Here is a 15,516-nt window from a genome sequence, read left to right on the forward strand (position 1 = left end):
GGTTCAGGATGCATCCGGTCGATTGGTGATCTTCGGGGATGGGGAAATCGCTTGGTGCTGACACACCGTCATGACGGCAACACGCGGCCGGGAGACCGACGCCGCCCTTCATCGCCAAGGTGGTACCCGGGTGAGATTCGCATACGGCATCAACGGCTTCGCCGACCACCGCCTGACCGAGGTCCTGGCCGTGCTCGTCGACCTCGGCTACGACGGCGTGGCATTGGCACTGGACCACGACCACATCGCCGCCTACACCGACGATCCGGTCACGCACGTCGCCGCGATCATCGCCTGCCTGGATGAAGTCGGACTGGCTGTCGTGGTCGGGACCGATACGTACGGGCCGCTCGATTCACGGCGTGCGCCCGCGCCCACCCTGGTCGGCGCAGACGGCGCCGAACGTCGCGTGGACATGCTGTGCCGTACGGTGCGGTTCGCCGCCGAGATCGGCTCGCCCGTGGTGTCGTTCCGGAGCGGGGCGAGCGAGAAGCGGGCCGACCCGGACGTGTCCTGGGACCGGCTGCTGATCGGCAGCGCGGCCGTGCTCGACGAGGCCGCCGTCCATGGCATCACGCTCGGCTTGGAGCCCGAACCCGGCGCGTTCGTCGACACGGTCGAGGGCTACCTGGAACTGCATCGTCGGCTCGGCGGCCCCGAACACCTGGGCCTGACCCTCGGCCTGGACGCCGGCGGGGCTTCCGCACCCGGGGTCGGGTTCGGGCCCGGATTCGAAGCGGGATTCGGGGCCGAGGCCGGGGTGGAGTGTGCTGCGGATCGCATTCGTTGTCTCGCGCCGCATCTGGTCGACGTGCGGATTGCGGAGCCCGGGCCGCCCGGGCGGCGACACCCGGTGCGAACGCCCGGCGTGATCGACGATCACCCGTCCGTCCTGAGCGCCCTGCACGACATCGGATACGCGGGCCTGATCGGTGTCGAGCCACCCCCGGGGCCCGTCTCGCCCGAAACCGCGCGCTCTTCGCTTCGCGCCCTACGCGCCGCGGCGGGCCGTACACCCGCGCGCCGCTGAACCGACGAACACCGCCTGCCGCGTGTCTCCTCCTGTCGCCCGGGGCGGGTCAGCCGATCGTTACGTGCTCGCCGCTCGTTGCCCGTCGGTTGCCCGCTCGTGCCCGCTCGTTGTTCGTCATCGGAAAGGCAGTCGTCGCCCATGCCCGCTACGCCCGTCCAACACCCGCCGATCGCCGACCTGCGCACCGCCTTCGCGGCGGTGGCCAAGCCCGGTAGTCACGACTGGCCCACTCTCGCCGACTTCACCGCCTTCGCCACCGCCGGGCGCACGTGCGGGCGCGCGCCGCTGCTCGGCTTGCCCGGCTGGACGTGCGAGGACGCGGCGCGCGTGTTGGCCTTGGCCGAACTGGCCGGGCGTACTCCCGAGTCCGACCTGTCCGCACACCTGCGCACGCTGTACTGGCGCGGTGACGCGCACGAACGCCGGGCCGTCCTGCGGGCCTTGCCGTACCTGCCGATCCCGCAGGACGGCCCGAGCCTGGCCACGGCGCTGGTGGAGGAGGCGCTGCGCACCGACGATCCCCGGCTGGTCGCCGCCGCGATGGGACCATGCGCGCGTACGCTCGACGACGACCACTGGCGGCAGGGGGTGCTCAAGTGCGCGGCCCTGGGGCTGCCGCTTGCGCCCACGGTGGCCGGCCTCGACGAACGTGGTGATCCCGAACTCGGGCGAATGTTGGTCGAGTTCGTCGCCGAGCAACGGGAGTCGGGGCGGCCCGTACCGGCCGACACCACGGCGGCGGCTGCCCGTTTCGCCGCCACCGCCACCGCCACCGCCACCGCCACCGCCACTGTCGCCGCTACGGCGGTCCCGGCCACGACCGTCACACCGTGACCCTGCGCTGAACGCAACGTGTCGAGGACGAACTCACCGACGAGATCACCGAGTTCGACGAGTCCGGGGCAAGGTGGGCATCCCGCCGCGGTCGGCGGAGGCTGCGGTCGCGGACCCGGGTGAGTCGGTGCGCACGGGGGGTGACCTGTCCGGTGGCCGCGGAGTCGACATCGAAGGCGTTGGCGGCAGTGACGCGAGGCGGTGATGGGCGACCACGGTCGGTCGGGTCGAGCGGGTGCCGTACGAAGCGGGCGCCGTACGAGTCGTGCCCGCCGGTCGCGCCGTACGACGCGTTGCGGCGCCGGGAGATCCGGGTGCCGGCAGCGAACCGGTGGTGGGGGCGAACCGGTGGTGTGACCCCCAAGACGACCCGCCGCCGGACTTCGACGACAACCGCGACGTGCACTACGACGAGGTCCGCCGACCCGGAGCCGGCGAGGTTCGTCCGGCGCACGGGAGAAGCGGTTGCGCGACGCGCCGACCGGCACGGCCGACCGGTGCAGAGAGCCGGTGGAGAGCCCCGGTGGAGCCGGAGTGGTCGCCCGAGTCCACCCGTTCTTCCACCCGTGGGTCCAGGTGTGCAACGAGCCGCGGCGGCAGCCTTGAGCCATGACAAACACCGACTGGATCACCGACATCCTCCTCGTCCTCGTCGTCTTCCGGCAGTTGCGCGAAGGGCGACTCGACCACAAGACCTTCCTCATCCCGCTGGGGATCGTGGCCTTCGTGGCGTCCCACTACCTCGACTCGATTCCCACCGGGGGCAACGACCTCGTGCTGATCGGCACGCTGGTGGCGATCGGGGCGGCGCTCGGCGTGGCGGGCGGCGTCTTCACCCGGATCCGCTCCGCGGGCGGGCACCTGCTGATCAAGGCCGGTGCGATCTCCGCAGTGCTGTGGGTGCTGGGCATGGGTGCCCGGATGGGGTTCCAGGTGTGGGTCGACCACGGCGGTGCCGACGACGTCGCCCGGTTCAGCCTCGCCCACGACATCACCTCCTCTCAGGCGTGGGTCGCGGCGTTCGTGCTGATGGCGCTCACCGAGGTCGTCACGCGGGTGGCCACGATCTTCGTCCGCAGCCGCCTGGTGGCCCGTGAGCAGCCGGTGAAGGCGGCGGCGCGCCCCGTGCCGTCCCTCGACCGGGTGGCCTGACCGGTGGGGTATGGTCGCGCCGTGCCCGCACCAGAGACCGCTTCCGTCCCCGGGCCGGCTCCGCAGCAGGAGCCCGGCCCGCGGGCGACGGCTCGTCACGACCCCCGGGTGCAGTGGGCCGTCAGTCTGGCCGTCATCGCCGCGGGGATCGCGACGATCCGGCCGATGGGCTTCAGCGGCCGGGGCCTGGCCGTCGTCGTCCTCGTCGTGCTCAACTCCCTGTTCACGCTGGGCCGGAACGTGCCCGAGGACAGGGTCCCCCCGCGGGTGGCCCTCGCGTGGATGTCGCTGGGTGTCGTCGCGGCAGCCGCCCTGATCGGGGTCGGCCGCAGTGGTACCGGATACCTGTTCGCATACTTCCTGGTCGGCCACATCGGCTACCGACTGCCGCTCAAGCAGGCCGTCCCGCTCGCGGTCCTGTGCGGTCTGCTCTGCGGCGGCGTGCTGTACTTCCACCCCGGCCCGGGGCACCGAATGCTGCCTTGGGGCCTGGGCCTGTCCACCGCCCTGCCGGTGGTGGCGGGCATCCTCAGCCGCAGCCGGCAACGGGCGGTGGAGGCGGTGATCGAGGCCGCCGAGTCCGCGGAGCGCGCCGCCCGCGCCGAGGCCCGCACGGCCGTACTGGCCGAGCGCAGCCGGATCGCCCGGGACGTGCACGACGTCCTCGCGCATTCGCTGGCCGGGATCAACATGCAACTGGAACTGGCCGACGCCCTCATCGACACGGGCGACCTGAGCAAGGTCCGCGAGGCAAACGGCAAGGCACACAGCCTGGTCAAGGAGAGCCTGAAGCAGGCCCAATGGACCGTTCACGCGCTGCGTGAGGACGCGCTGCCGTTGGTGGAGAGCATGACCGCCATGATCGAGTCGTCGGGCCACCGCGACGCGCTCACCGTCGGTGGGATCGTGCGCGAACTGCCGCCCCGAACGACCCAGCAGCTGCTGCGGATCACGCAGGAATCGCTGACCAACGCGACTCGGCACGCCCCCGGAGGCCACGTGCGGGTGGAGGTGACGTTCGCCGCCGCGTCGACGACACTGAGCGTCCGCAACGGCCCCGCCACCCGCGAGCGGGTCGAGGGCGTCGGCAGCGGCATGGGACTGATCGGAATGCGCGAACGTGTCGCCCTGGTGGGCGGAACCCTCATCGTCGGTCCGGTCGCCGAAGGACCGGACCGAGGCGGCTGGAAAGTGGAAGCGGTGATCCCGGGATGAGCGACACCACACACCACGATTCACGGTCGGCCGACGCGCCCCGGCGGCTGCGGGTGATCGTGGCCGACGACCAGGCCGCCGTGCGGGAGCCGCTCGCGGCCGTGCTCGCGCTTTCCGATGACATCGACATCGTCGCGGCTGCCGCGGACGGGGACGAGGTACTCGCCGCCGTCGCCGCGGGCCCGGTGGACGTGGTGCTGATGGACCTGCGGATGCCCCGAACGGACGGCATCGAGGCGACCCGCAGGCTGACCGAGGACCACCCCGACGTGGCCGTCGTCGTGCTCACCACATTCGCCGACGACGACTCGATCCTGGCCGCGCTGAGCGCGGGCGCCCGCGGCTATCTGACCAAGAACGCGGGCCGCCAGGACATCGTCCGCGCGATCCGGGCAGCCGCCGCGGGACAGTCCGTGCTCGACCGCGAGGTCCAGGACCGGCTGCTGGCCACCGTCCGCAGCAAATCCCCGGCCCCGACACAGACCCTCCCCGGCGACATCACACCCCGCGAGCGCGAGGTCCTCACGCTCATCGGCCAGGGCCTGCCGAACCGGGCCATCGCCCAGCAACTCTTCATCAGCGAGGCCACCGTCAAGACCCACATCAACAACCTGTTCGCCAAGGCCGGCATCCGCGACCGCGCCGACGCGGTGCGTCGAGCCATAGCGGCGGGCCTGGCCTGAACCGAACCTCCGCCCCTCGGTGGCCCGATCGTCGCAGGCCGACCGACGGCGCAATGCCCCACCGCACGGTCGAAGCAGGACGTCCGTCGACGACGCGTGAGCGGCGGACCAACTTGTTGACACGTGTCCGTGACCGGGCCGCCGTGGTCATCCCGTAGGGTCCTCCCGGACGAAGGCTCGTACGGACACCCGTGCGAAGTCCCTTACGGACCTGGGGAGACGGTTGTGCCCGGAGGCAGTGTCGCCGTTGTCGGCGGAAGCATCACAGGGTGCGCGTTCGCGCTGGCCGCCGTGCGCGGTGGGGCCGACAAGGTCACTGTGTACGAGCGTACGACCGGCGAACTCGCGGACCGCGGCGTCGGGATCGCGATGCACGTGGATCGCTACGCCGAGCTGGAGGCCGTCGACTACGTCGACGACGCGATGCCCTGGCGCGGCATGGTCGCCCGCAAGTGGCTCGTCCACGACGGGAGTTCGGCACGCGGCAGGCTGCTGTGGGATCAGCCGTTCCCGTTCCGGGTCTACAACTGGGGCCAGTTGTGGCAGGGCCTGCGCCGCCGGATCCCGGCCGAGGTGGAGTATCGCGGGGGCATCAGCGTCACGAACGTCGCCGACGGCGAGTTGACGCTGTCCGACGGCACCCGGGCGCGGCACGACCTCGTGATCGGCGCGGACGGCTACCGCTCGGCCATCCGCGAGGCGCTGTTTCCGAACGCGGCGCCGCAGTACGCGGGATACGTGATGTGGCGCGGGAGTTGCCCGTGGGGGGACGGCCCGGTCGAGGACGCGGTGTCGATCTGTATACCGAACGGGCAGGCCATCCTGTACGGGATACCCGGCAAGGACGGCGACCGGCTGTCGTGGGGGCTGTACACGGCGGTGCCGGAAACGGGCGACCCGCGACCGACCCTGCTCGCGCTCGCCCGCGAGCACTTCCCGCCGTTCTGGGCCGACCTGGTGGTCGGGACACCCGAGCGGGACACGTTGATCCAGCCGATCAACGACCTTGCCGTGGAGGCGTACACGAAGGGCCGGACCCTGCTCGCGGGGGACGCGGCCACGCTCGTGCGCCCGCACGTGGGCAGCGGGGCGGTCAAGGCGCTCCAGGACGCGGCGGTGTTCGAGGCAGCATGCCGAGAGGCGGGCCGCGACGGTTCGTGGGACGGCGTGCTCGCGCGCTACCAGGCCCACCGGCAACCCGCCGGGGCGGCTCTCGTGGGCGTGGCCCGCGAGATGGGCCACGCGATGGTCGAGCACACCCCGGACTGGAGCACGATGGGCGAGGCCGACATGGTCGCGTGGTGGGCCGCGCAGCGTGCGGACGAGGGCTTCGGCGGTCACCCGCTCCCGGCGGCGCTCAGCCCGAGGTGACGTGCATGTTGATGTTCAACACGAGGCCGTTCGGGTCGCGCACGAAGAAACGCCGCACGCCCCACGCCTCGTCGGTGATCGGGTGGACGATCTCGTAGCCCCGGGCCTGCGCTTGGGCGTAGGCCGCGTCCACGTCCTCGACCTCGATGGACATCGCCGTGGTGCCGGACTGCGCGTCCCAGTCGCAGTCCGGCGTCACCACGATGAGCTGCGCGGTGGGGTTGATCGGCGACCGGAACATCAGGAAACCCGGCTCGTCCATGGCCGGCTCGAAGCCGAGGAAGTCCTGATAGAACTCGCGGTTGGGGGCCAGTTCGGTGGCCGAGACACTGGGTACGACACGGCGGATCGTCATCGGGCCAGACTAGGGACGGGGACCGACATCGGGCCGACGACGGGCCGGAACACGCGTCCGTGTGCCCCGCCCGGCGGTACCCCGGCCGCCCGAGGTCAGCGCACGTCGCGTGCGATGTTTCCGTGGCCCTCCAGGTTCCAGCCGATCACCCGTTCCGGGTGGATGCGCAGCACCTCGTTGCTGAAGAACTCGGGGGCGAACGGGGGTTCGTGATCCGTGAGCAGCTCCGCGCGACCGCGGATCTCGACGCCGCGTCCCCAGCCGGGCCGATACGCGCCCGGCTCGTCGGGCGTCATGTCGTCCACCACGAACGCGACGTGCGGATTGGTCTCGGCGTTGCGCCACTTCAGGCTCGCGCTGAGAGCGGGGCCGCCGATGTCCACGGTGCCGTCCGTGTTGAGCACGAAACCCACCGGTCGTACCTGCGGGACGCCGGCGGGGTTGACGGTGGCGAGCCGGCCCAGACTCCGAGTGGCGAGGTAGGCGCGTTCTGTGTCGGTGTAGGTCATCGTGAGTGCGCTCCGTCCGTGGCCGCCGGAATCGGGAGCGGCGGGTCGGTCCGCCGAGCTCCTTCCGGATCCGGGGCCGACCGTAGAACTTCAAGCGCACTTGACGTCAAGGTCCCGCGGCATGTGACGTCGAGGAGTCTCGCCCTCGACGCGTGGGTGGACCAAGCTCCGCGTGGCTCGACGCCCGCGTGGGTCGGCCACTCACGCCACCAGCAGCGCCTCGTCCCACCCGGCCGCGGCGCGGCCGTGAGCGTATGCGTCCAGCGCCGCCGCCACGCCCGCCGCGCCCTCCAGGAACGCCGGGACGTCGGCGCCCTCCGCGACGTGCGTCATGGTCGAGCGGAACCCGAATCGGTACTCGTCGCGGAAGCGACCGATCACCACCGCCGCCAACTCGTCGCACACGCGCGTCAACCGCGGGTCGTCCCATTCCGCGTTCATCCGGCCCAGAACGTGCAACAGGCCGCCCCACCCGTGGCACAGCGCCGGATCGTCGGTGACCCAGGTCTCGACCGGGGCGTCGAGCAGGCCGATCAGGGAGCGGCGGGCCAGGTCGTGCCAGTCGGCGCGACCGAGCGCGAGCGCCGCCAACTGGACCGCCCGGGAGACGCCCGGTACGCCGTAGCACCACGACGGGCGTTGCCGCGTACCCGTCGTCCCCGGGCCCCGGGCCCAGCGGTCGAGGGTCACGTAGCCGGGCCACGACACACCGCCACCGTCCGGGTCGGGCACGGCCCAGCGGGTGAGCAGGGCGGCGATCGACTCGATCGCCTCGCGTTGCCCGTCGACCACGACGCCCTCCCGCCACGCGAGGGACAGCAGTGCGAGTGGGCCGGCGATCCCGTGTGACAGGCCCAGGTTCAGGTGTCCGTCCGGGAGTTCGACCTCCTGGCCGAGCTTGGGGGCGGCCGTGGTCCACCAGCGGGGCACCCGGTGTCCCCGGTGTCCGATCTCGCCGTCGGCGAGCGCGACCAGCCAGGACAGCACCAGGCGCAGTTCGTCCGCGCAGCCGTCGCCGCGGGCGAGGAGGTAGCGGCCCACCCCGCTCATGCCCCGCACCACCTCGAACGCGCCGTTCGTGGTCAGGGGTTGATCGCCCACCGCGGGGAGCGCGCCGCGGACCAGGCGCCGTTGGTGGTCGTCGAGCCGCTCCAGCGCGGACACGTAGCCGCCGGTGGCCCGGTGCGCGACCAACACCGCGTAGGCCGCGGCACCGGGCCCCGAGTAGATCCCGGCCGGCGGGTGTTCGCCGGCCGAGAGCGCCGCCATCGCGCGGGTCAGGTACGTGTGCGCGTGGGCGGTGTGGCTGCCCCCCTGTGGAGTCGTGCCGGCGAACGCCAGCGAGACGCCGGGATATCCGCTCGACAGCGACAGGTCTATCCACAGCGGCAGGTCCACGCCCTCGGGCCAAGCCGAGCCGGGGATCAGCGTGTCCGCGGCGGTCGCCTCGGGATCGGCCAACCGGTCCAATACCCGCGCGACGACCACCCGGGCCCGCGCGGCGTGCAAAGGCTCACCCATGACAACCGCCCTCCTGGGAACGGGCCTTGCCGGGCCGGACGTCGCCCGCGTGGGCGGCGCGGCCCAGGTGGTCGCGAGCCATGCCGAGCAGGATCGCGTGGCCCCGATACTCGCGGGCCCGGTCGATCCCCAGCAGCCGGTTGTGCTGCATGTGCAGCAGCCCCAGGATCGCCGTGTCGTGGTCCACGTGTGCGGGCGCCCGCCCGGCGTCGGACAGCACGACCTCGCCGTAGGCGCGCGGTTGTGGCGTCTCGGTCCACAGCCACGTCAGGCCCGGTGCCGCGAGCCGCTCGGCGAACGTGACCGCGGTACGACCGGGGCGGATCAACTCGCGTGCCAGGGCTCGATGTCGGCGAAAGACGACCTGCTCGGGACCCGGCGCGAACGCGTGGTCGACCCACGAACACCAGTCCCAGTCCCCGAGGGACTCCAGCAGCATGACGTTGTTGACCGCGATCAACACCTCGTCGGGCAGCGCGAGTCGCCCCGCGCCGCGCAACCGCAGTTGCGCGAGGGCGGACGCGCTGTCCACCTCGAACAACCCCTCGGCGAGTGGCATCGCCGCCTCGCCGCCGTAGCGCGTGGACTCGGGTTCGTACCCGTCGAGCACCATCGTGCGGATCGCCCCGGCCGTCCGCATCTCTCTTGCCCTACGCGCCAGTTCGGGCAGGACCCGAGTCCGCAGAGTGGCCGGGTCGCCGTGGAACCTGAGCCGAAGATGCGGCTCCGGGTCCGCGTAACGCATGAAGAACCAGCGGTCGACGTGCTCCCCGACGTCACGCAGCAGCGGCGACAGGTGGGTACGCAGCAGTTCGTCGTGCGTGTCGGGCGTCGCATACAGCTTCGCGAAGAGCCAGTCCTCGCCCGGGAGATGGTAGGTGCGTTCGAACGCCTCCCGGACGGTCCGCGCTCGCGCCGACGAGCCCGCGGCCGAACGGGGCACGGATTGTCGGACGGCCCCGGTGGTCCGCGCCTTCGCCTCGGGCTTGGCCTTCGCCTCGGGCTTCGGCTTCGCCGCGGGCCTCGGCTTCGGTTCCGCCGGGCGCCGGCGAGTCATCGGCACCACGATTTCCGTGCTGTGTCCGCCGGCCCAGCCGAATCCGCGCCCGCCCTCGGTCGCGTCCTCGAACAGGGCGAACCGACCCTCCTTGCGCACCTCGTGCCGCAGCAGCGTGCGGTGCCAGGCGTCGGCGAGGTCGATTCCGTAGACCCGGTCGAGGTTCGCGATCCGTACTCGGTCCGGCACCCGATACCGCTCCCGCCACGCGCCGAGCGCGCGATCCCATGCCCCCGAACCCGGATCGCGGGCGGCGTCGCGCAGCGTGCGATCCGGTACCCAGCGCCGCGGCGACACGGTGACCCGGCCGAGCGTGACGCGCGGCAACAGCGGCAGCGTCTCCAGGCCCGCCCACTCCCACCCCGTCCAGGTCCGGGCCCGGCCGAAGACGATGTCCACGAGCAGGCGCACGACCTCCGGCGCTTCGCGATCGAGCGCCAGCATGTGCGGAACCACGGGCAACACCCGCTGCCCGGTCCGCGCGAGGGTGAGCAGCATGCCGCCCTCGTCCACGCCGACGAGCAGGTCGCGCCAGTCCAGACAGCCGGGGTCGGAACGGTCGGCGAACACGCCCACGGGGATCTCGTGCGACAGCAGTCTCGGCACCTGGATCATGTTGAGCGCGCGCACGGCGTGCGGGCGAAACAGCACCTGTGCGGGCAACACTCCGTCCGTCTCGGCGCCGGCACGGATCAATCGGGACAGGTGCGTCGTGCTTTCGGTCAGTTCGGCGAATCGGCCGGCCATCGCACCGGCCACCCACGAGCCCGCGTGCGGGGTGCCGATCAGCCGGAAGTCGCCCCGATCCAGGGCCGCGGCGCTGTCGGCGAGCAGTTGGAAGCACACCTCCAACGAGCGCGGCGGCTCGTCCGCGACGCCGCCGCCGCCGGCGCCGGTGGCCGTGGGCGCGTCGCGTGTCGCGGCGGCGAGCCGGTCGACGAGCTCGGGAGTGAGCCGCAGTTCGAGATCGTCTCGAAGCAGCGCCTCCTGGACCAACTCGGCGGTCAGGGAGCGGCGTTCGCGCGAGAGCGTGGGGGGCGTGCCGGTCGAGACGTTCGTGCCGTCGGCCGCGGATCCGTCGCGGTAGCCGGTGGGGAATCCCAAGCCGCGGTGTGGGTCGACGAGTTCGGCCAACCGGACCGCGCCGCCGGTGCCGTACTTCTCGATGAACCGGTTCCGGTATTCGCGCATGTGGGCGTGGGTGACCCAGTCGGCGGAGATGGCCCACATCGCGGAGGCGTAGCGGCGGGCCTCGGCACCGACGGCATGGGGCAACGCGACGTCGGCATCCATCCGCAGGTCCACCTGGACCGGCGGGTGCGCGAGAACGCCGTCGGTGTCGACGAGTTCGTTCAACCGGCGCCACGCTTCGCCGCCCGCGCCGGCCTCGGTCTTCTCGTACACCGACAGCGCGGCCCGGATCGTGCGCAACCGCCCCGCCGCGGCCGGGAGCGCGGTCGTCGCGGCCTCGATCCGATCGAGCAGCGCGTCGTCGATCCGGTGCGGGGTGATCGACGTGATCAGGAAGCCGTGTCGGACCAACTGCGCGAGTAGACCCTCGATCCTCGCGGGCGTCGCCTCGGGGAAGGTCTCCGCGGCTCGGGCCAGCAGGCGGTTGTAGCCGACGGGCAACTCGGCGGCGTCGCACACCCACGCCACCAGGGCGTTGCGGCGCACGGACGTCTCGCGTTCGGGCCCGGGCAACACGAGCCGTCCGTCCCGAGTCCGACTGCGGTCGTCGAGGACGACGTCGACGCGGCTTCTGACCTCGGCAACCGCGAGCAGGTCACGCACCCAGGCATCGAGCCAAGCACCGTCCAGACGCGCCGCCTTGGGTCCCGGACCGCGAACCGTCACGCGTGTCGCGGGAGCCAGGCTCGCCGTACCCACGCCCGCGAACAGCCCGAACGGGGTCGGCCGTCCGCCCAGTCGCAGTGCGTAGCGGGTGACCGAAAGGGCGGTGCCGGCCAGCCGTTTGGCCCCGGGATCGATGCCCGCGTCGAGCTTGTCGAGGGAATCGGACAGGCTGCCGCTCGCGACGCGGATCGCCTCGCGCAGCAGTGGGTCGGCGACCACGCGCGCGATACCCGCGGCGGTGTCCGCGTCGCGGGTCCCGGCCGCGCCGCCGACTTCGGTACTCGGCACGCTCGCCATCCGCACGAACAGCGGCTCGGCCGGCTCGAACACGTCCTCGACGATGTGGTCGCCGGCCTTACCCCCGAAAGGTTCGTCGCCGAAAGCGTCGTTCTCGAAAGCCTTGTCGCGCACTGGCCCCATGCCCCCGCGTCACCGGCGCTCGGCCGGGAGAACCGACCCGGGGACGGGCGGAACGCCCGCCCCCGGTTTTCACAGGTCAGCAGCAGAGCGGACACCTGGACTGCACGCCGTACGTGCTCGGTGACGTGTAGTCGCCGCTCGTGCCGAAGTTGGTCGAGGCGAGGTCGCTCTCGACGATGCGGACGTCGAGGTCCAGGTCGGTGGGTTCGGCCATGTCGGTCGGGTCTTCGAACAGAACCTTGTCGTTCATGGGAACACTCCCCGTGATCGGTCGCCGCAGCTGGATGTGCGCGGTGAAAGGTCGAGATCTGTTTGATCTCGTTCAGGACCGTAAGCGGCGGAAGAGATCATTCACAAGGATCATTTCCGGTCACACCGTCGGCTTGAAATCGCCTTGGTGCGGCACGAATTCGGTACATACTCTGCGAGGACGCCGGGTGAACGTCACCCGGCGTTCGAACGTGGCCGGCGGGGGCTGCCACGGTTTGCGAGCACGGTGATCGGGCCGAGACGACCCCGGCGACGCGCGTGCCGCGCTGTCGTACTCCGCCCGCCCGCTCGTTTTCGCGTGCCGCGATCATCTCGGCCCTCTGCATCCTTTCGCCCTCTGCGTCCTTCGTCCTTCGTCCTTCGGGTTTCGATTTTCGATGACGTACGGTCGGGGGTACGCGCCGCAACGCATCGTCGGTCGGCCGTGAGCAGGCCACGACGGGAGCGAGGCGCGCTCTCGGGCAGAGCCTGCGTGCGAGGTAGGGAGGCCCAGTGGGCTCGTCCGGTGCACTCACGCGGTCGGTACGACGATTGTTGGGTCGGGCGGGGAGCGTGGGCGCCGGACCACTGGGGCGATCGGTCGCGCGCGCGGGGGAGCGGGAGGCGGCGTTGCGGGAGCTGTCCCCGACCGGGCTTCGGGCGGCGGCACAGGCCGCGCGCGGCACGGACGACCACGTCGAGGTGTGCGCACTGGGCCGTGAGGCCGCGCGGCGGGCCTTGGGGGAGCGGGCCTTCGACGTTCAGCTCGAAGGCGTCCTGAGTCTCCTGCGCGGGACGGTGGTGGAAATGGCCACCGGCGAGGGGAAGACCCTGGTCGGCGCGCTGGCCGCCGCCGGATTCGCGCTCGGGGGGCGGCGGGTGCACGTCCTGTCCGTCAACGACTACCTGGCCCGCCGCGACGCCGAGTGGATGGGGCCCGTCTACGACCTGCTCGGGCTGACCGGCGGCTGTGTGGACCAGCACTCCACGTGGGAGCAGCGGCGCGACGCCTATCGCCGCGACATCGTGCACGTGGCCGTGGGCGAAGTGGGATTCGACACGCTGCGTGATCGACTGCGTACCGACGCCACGAGGGCGGTGCTGCCCCCTCCCGATGTCGCGATCGTCGACGAGGCCGATGCGGTGCTGATCGACGAGGCTCGGATTCCACTCGTCCTGGCCGGGGGTGTCGAGGCGGGGGCGGGCGACGCGCGGGCGGCGCACGCGGTCGCGGATCTGGTCGAGGGCAAGCACTACGAGTGCGAACCCGACCGGCTCACCGTCCACCTCACCGACGAGGGTCTGGTGGAGGTGGAACGCGTTCTGGGAGTGGACGACCTGTACGCGGTCGGCATGGGCGAGCAACTCTCCCGGATCAACGTCGCGCTGTACGCACGGGCGCTGCTGCACCGTGACGTCGACTACGTCGTGGCCGAGGACCGCATCAGCCTCGTGGACACCAACCGCGGCCGCCTGGCCCGTCGCCAACAGTGGCCGGACGGCCTGCACGCCGCGGTGGAGGCCAAGGAGGGCCTGACCGGCGGGCCCCGGGGGGAGATCCTCGACCAGCTCATCGTGCAGGACCTGATCGCGAGCTACCGCACCGTCGCCGGGATGACCGGCACGGCGGTCGTCGTGGCCGAGCAACTGCGCGAGTTCTACCGCCTCGAAACCGGCGACCTGCCCCCCAACGTGCCGTGCGTACGGGTCGACGAGGACGACCGCCTGTACATCGACGGCAAGAGCCGCGACGCGGCGCTGATCACGGTGGTCGAGCGCGCGCACGCGAGCGGACGGCCGGTCCTGGTGGGCACTCCGGACGTGTCCACGTCGGAGCGAATCGGCGACGCGTTGCGCGATTCGGGGCTGGACTGCGCGATCCTGAACGCGCGCGACGACACCCAGGAGGCGGCGATCATCGCCCGCGCGGGGGCCGTGGGCGCGATCACGGTCTCCACGCAGATGGCGGGCCGCGGCACCGACATCCGCCTCGGCGGCCCCGACGGCGCGGACCACGAGCGGGTGGCCGAGCTCGGCGGCCTGCTGGTGATCGGTGTCGGCAGGTATCACACCCGCCGCCTGGACGACCAACTCCGCGGGCGGGCCGGTCGCCAAGGCGACCCGGGCACGTCGATCTTCCTCACCAGCCTGGACGACGAACCGATCACCCGGCACGCCCCCGACCCGCCGCGGCTGTCGCGCGTCGACGAGGACGGCCGGGTCTTCGACGCCGCCGCCCGCCGTCACGTCGAGCACGCCCAACGCGTCGCGGAGGGCGCCCTGTCGGACACCCACCGCACGACGTGGCGCTACAACCAACAGCTCCACCTCCAGCGGGTGGAGGTACTCGACCGGCGCCGGCGCATCCTGGAGGGCGACGAAGCCCGACCCGTCCTCGAAGAGCGCTGCCCGCAGCGCTGGGCGGAACTGACCGACACGGTCGGCGAAGCGGTTTTGGCCGAAGCCGCCCGCGAGATCCTCCTGTACGAACTCGACCGCGCGTGGAGCGATCACCTGGCCTTCACCGCCGAACTCCGCGAAGGCATCCACCTGCGCGCCCTCGGGCGACAAAGCCCACTCGACGCCTTCCACGCCGAAACCCGGCGCGCCTTCGCCGACTTCACCACCCGTGTGGACACCGCCGCCGCCGACCGCCTGCGCACCGCCCACATCACCGAAGCCGGCCTCGACCCCACTCGCTCCGGCCTCCACCGCCCCACCTCGACCTGGACCTACATGGTCACCGACAACCCCTTCGGCACCCCGGACGACCGAGTCGCCGCCTACCTACGCGGCCTGATCCGCCCGGCCTCGCGCAACGACTAGGCCGCATCGGGGGTGTTGCCGATGTTGCCGGCATCGAGGGTGTTCGGCGGGGCGACGGCCGTCGAGTCGGTCGGCGGGCCGTCGCCCTTACGTGCGCCCGGGTATCGGCGAGGTGCATGGCGAACCGGCGCCGGGGGACGGCGCCGGAGTGGGTGACTCGGCAGTCGAGTTACGCGCCGGTAATGCCGGTGTGAAGTCCCTGCCGACGACGGCGCGAGGGCCCCACGTCACCCCCGGTACGGTTGCCTTCGGTGAATCGGGGGTGCGGGTGGTGGACGGCGACGCGGACGTGCAACGCGCGCGGGAGCTGGGCGAGCGGGGCCGGGCGCGCTGCGCCGACGGGCTGGCCGGCGGCGCCGGGCCGGCCCTCGCGGAGGCCGTCGAACTGGTCGCGGAGGCGCTGGAACTGCTCCCCGTCGACGACGACGCCTGGC

The 15,516-nt window shown here is 72.0% G+C and carries 13 protein-coding genes; 8 read left to right on the top strand and 5 right to left on the bottom strand.

Translation table 11 applies throughout. The features are described from left to right. Positions 1–130 precede the first annotated feature (130 nt). The 6 genes from GT354_RS00200 (at position 131) to GT354_RS00225 (ending at position 6,288) form a co-directional block, all read left to right on the top strand. Positions 131–1,030: a sugar phosphate isomerase/epimerase family protein gene (locus tag GT354_RS00200; protein WP_161354079.1), complete on the top strand. Its 900-nt coding sequence runs from the start codon at positions 131–133 to the stop codon at positions 1,028–1,030. Positions 1,031–1,171: 141 nt separating this feature from the next. Beyond that, positions 1,172–1,867, top strand: a complete 696-nt coding sequence (locus tag GT354_RS00205; RefSeq protein ID WP_161354080.1) for an EboA domain-containing protein — start codon at positions 1,172–1,174, stop codon at positions 1,865–1,867. A gap of 609 nt (positions 1,868–2,476) precedes the next feature. Then, a complete protein-coding gene (locus GT354_RS00210) occupies positions 2,477–3,019 on the top strand; it encodes a hypothetical protein (RefSeq protein WP_161354081.1) in 543 nt (180 codons plus the stop codon). Between the two features lie 108 nt (positions 3,020–3,127). Next, positions 3,128–4,234: a histidine kinase gene (locus GT354_RS00215; RefSeq protein WP_161354091.1), complete on the top strand. Its 1,107-nt coding sequence runs from the start codon at positions 3,128–3,130 to the stop codon at positions 4,232–4,234. Beyond that, positions 4,231–4,917: a response regulator transcription factor gene (locus GT354_RS00220; RefSeq protein WP_161354082.1), complete on the top strand. Its 687-nt coding sequence runs from the start codon at positions 4,231–4,233 to the stop codon at positions 4,915–4,917. The genes GT354_RS00215 and GT354_RS00220 overlap by 4 nt, the downstream gene beginning before the upstream one ends. A gap of 225 nt (positions 4,918–5,142) precedes the next feature. After that, the gene (locus GT354_RS00225) at positions 5,143–6,288 is read left to right on the top strand and encodes an FAD-dependent monooxygenase (RefSeq protein WP_161354083.1); all 1,146 of its coding nucleotides are present in this window, start codon (positions 5,143–5,145) and stop codon (positions 6,286–6,288) included. On the opposite strand, the gene GT354_RS00230 is transcribed toward GT354_RS00225, so the two are convergent. The 5 genes from GT354_RS00230 to lanA form a co-directional block, all read right to left on the bottom strand. Continuing rightward, on the bottom strand, positions 6,275–6,643 hold the full coding sequence (locus tag GT354_RS00230) for a VOC family protein (protein WP_161354084.1): 369 nt from the start codon (positions 6,641–6,643) through the stop codon (positions 6,275–6,277). The genes GT354_RS00225 and GT354_RS00230 overlap by 14 nt on opposite strands. Positions 6,644–6,738: 95 nt before the next feature. After that, a complete protein-coding gene (locus tag GT354_RS00235) occupies positions 6,739–7,152 on the bottom strand; it encodes a PPOX class F420-dependent oxidoreductase (protein WP_161354085.1) in 414 nt (137 codons plus the stop codon). Positions 7,153–7,353: 201 nt separating this feature from the next. After that, positions 7,354–8,673, bottom strand: coding sequence for a lanthionine synthetase C family protein (locus GT354_RS00240; protein WP_161354086.1), 1,320 nt, complete (start codon positions 8,671–8,673; stop codon positions 7,354–7,356). Next, positions 8,666–12,007 carry a lantibiotic dehydratase gene (locus GT354_RS00245; protein ID WP_161354087.1) on the bottom strand — a complete coding sequence of 1,114 codons (3,342 nt, stop codon included), beginning with the start codon at positions 12,005–12,007 and terminating at the stop codon, positions 8,666–8,668. The genes GT354_RS00240 and GT354_RS00245 overlap by 8 nt, the downstream gene beginning before the upstream one ends. Positions 12,008–12,083: 76 nt before the next feature. After that, positions 12,084–12,257, bottom strand: a complete 174-nt coding sequence (gene lanA, locus GT354_RS00250) for an SCO0268 family class II lanthipeptide (protein ID WP_237534230.1) — start codon at positions 12,255–12,257, stop codon at positions 12,084–12,086. 512 nt (positions 12,258–12,769) lie between these two features. On the opposite strand from lanA, the gene secA2 reads away from it, so the two are divergent. Both secA2 and GT354_RS00260 read left to right on the top strand, forming a co-directional pair. Then, positions 12,770–15,082: an accessory Sec system translocase SecA2 gene (gene secA2 / locus GT354_RS00255; protein ID WP_161354088.1), complete on the top strand. Its 2,313-nt coding sequence runs from the start codon at positions 12,770–12,772 to the stop codon at positions 15,080–15,082. A gap of 190 nt (positions 15,083–15,272) precedes the next feature. After that, positions 15,273–15,516: hypothetical protein (locus tag GT354_RS00260; RefSeq protein WP_161354089.1), on the top strand; the 244-nt coding region annotated here is incomplete at its 3' end.

The sequence above is a fragment of the Streptomyces sp. SID3343 genome (genome assembly GCF_009865215.1).
Lineage (GTDB): Bacteria > Actinomycetota > Actinomycetes > Streptomycetales > Streptomycetaceae > Embleya.

What these genes read in the sequence shown, in the direction of transcription:
- GT354_RS00205 (WP_161354080.1), top strand. Translation starts at nt 1,172, where the DNA reads ATGCCCGCTACGCCCGTCCAACACCCGCCGATCGCCGACCTGCGCACC.
- GT354_RS00210 (WP_161354081.1), top strand. Translation starts at nt 2,477, where the DNA reads ATGACAAACACCGACTGGATCACCGACATCCTCCTCGTCCTCGTCGTC.
- GT354_RS00220 (WP_161354082.1), top strand. Translation starts at nt 4,231, where the DNA reads ATGAGCGACACCACACACCACGATTCACGGTCGGCCGACGCGCCCCGG.
- GT354_RS00230 (WP_161354084.1), bottom strand. Translation starts at nt 6,643, where the DNA reads ATGACGATCCGCCGTGTCGTACCCAGTGTCTCGGCCACCGAACTGGCC.
- GT354_RS00235 (WP_161354085.1), bottom strand. Translation starts at nt 7,152, where the DNA reads ATGACCTACACCGACACAGAACGCGCCTACCTCGCCACTCGGAGTCTG.
- GT354_RS00240 (WP_161354086.1), bottom strand. Translation starts at nt 8,673, where the DNA reads ATGGGTGAGCCTTTGCACGCCGCGCGGGCCCGGGTGGTCGTCGCGCGG.
- GT354_RS00245 (WP_161354087.1), bottom strand. Translation starts at nt 12,007, where the DNA reads ATGGGGCCAGTGCGCGACAAGGCTTTCGAGAACGACGCTTTCGGCGAC.
- lanA (WP_237534230.1), bottom strand. Translation starts at nt 12,257, where the DNA reads ATGAACGACAAGGTTCTGTTCGAAGACCCGACCGACATGGCCGAACCC.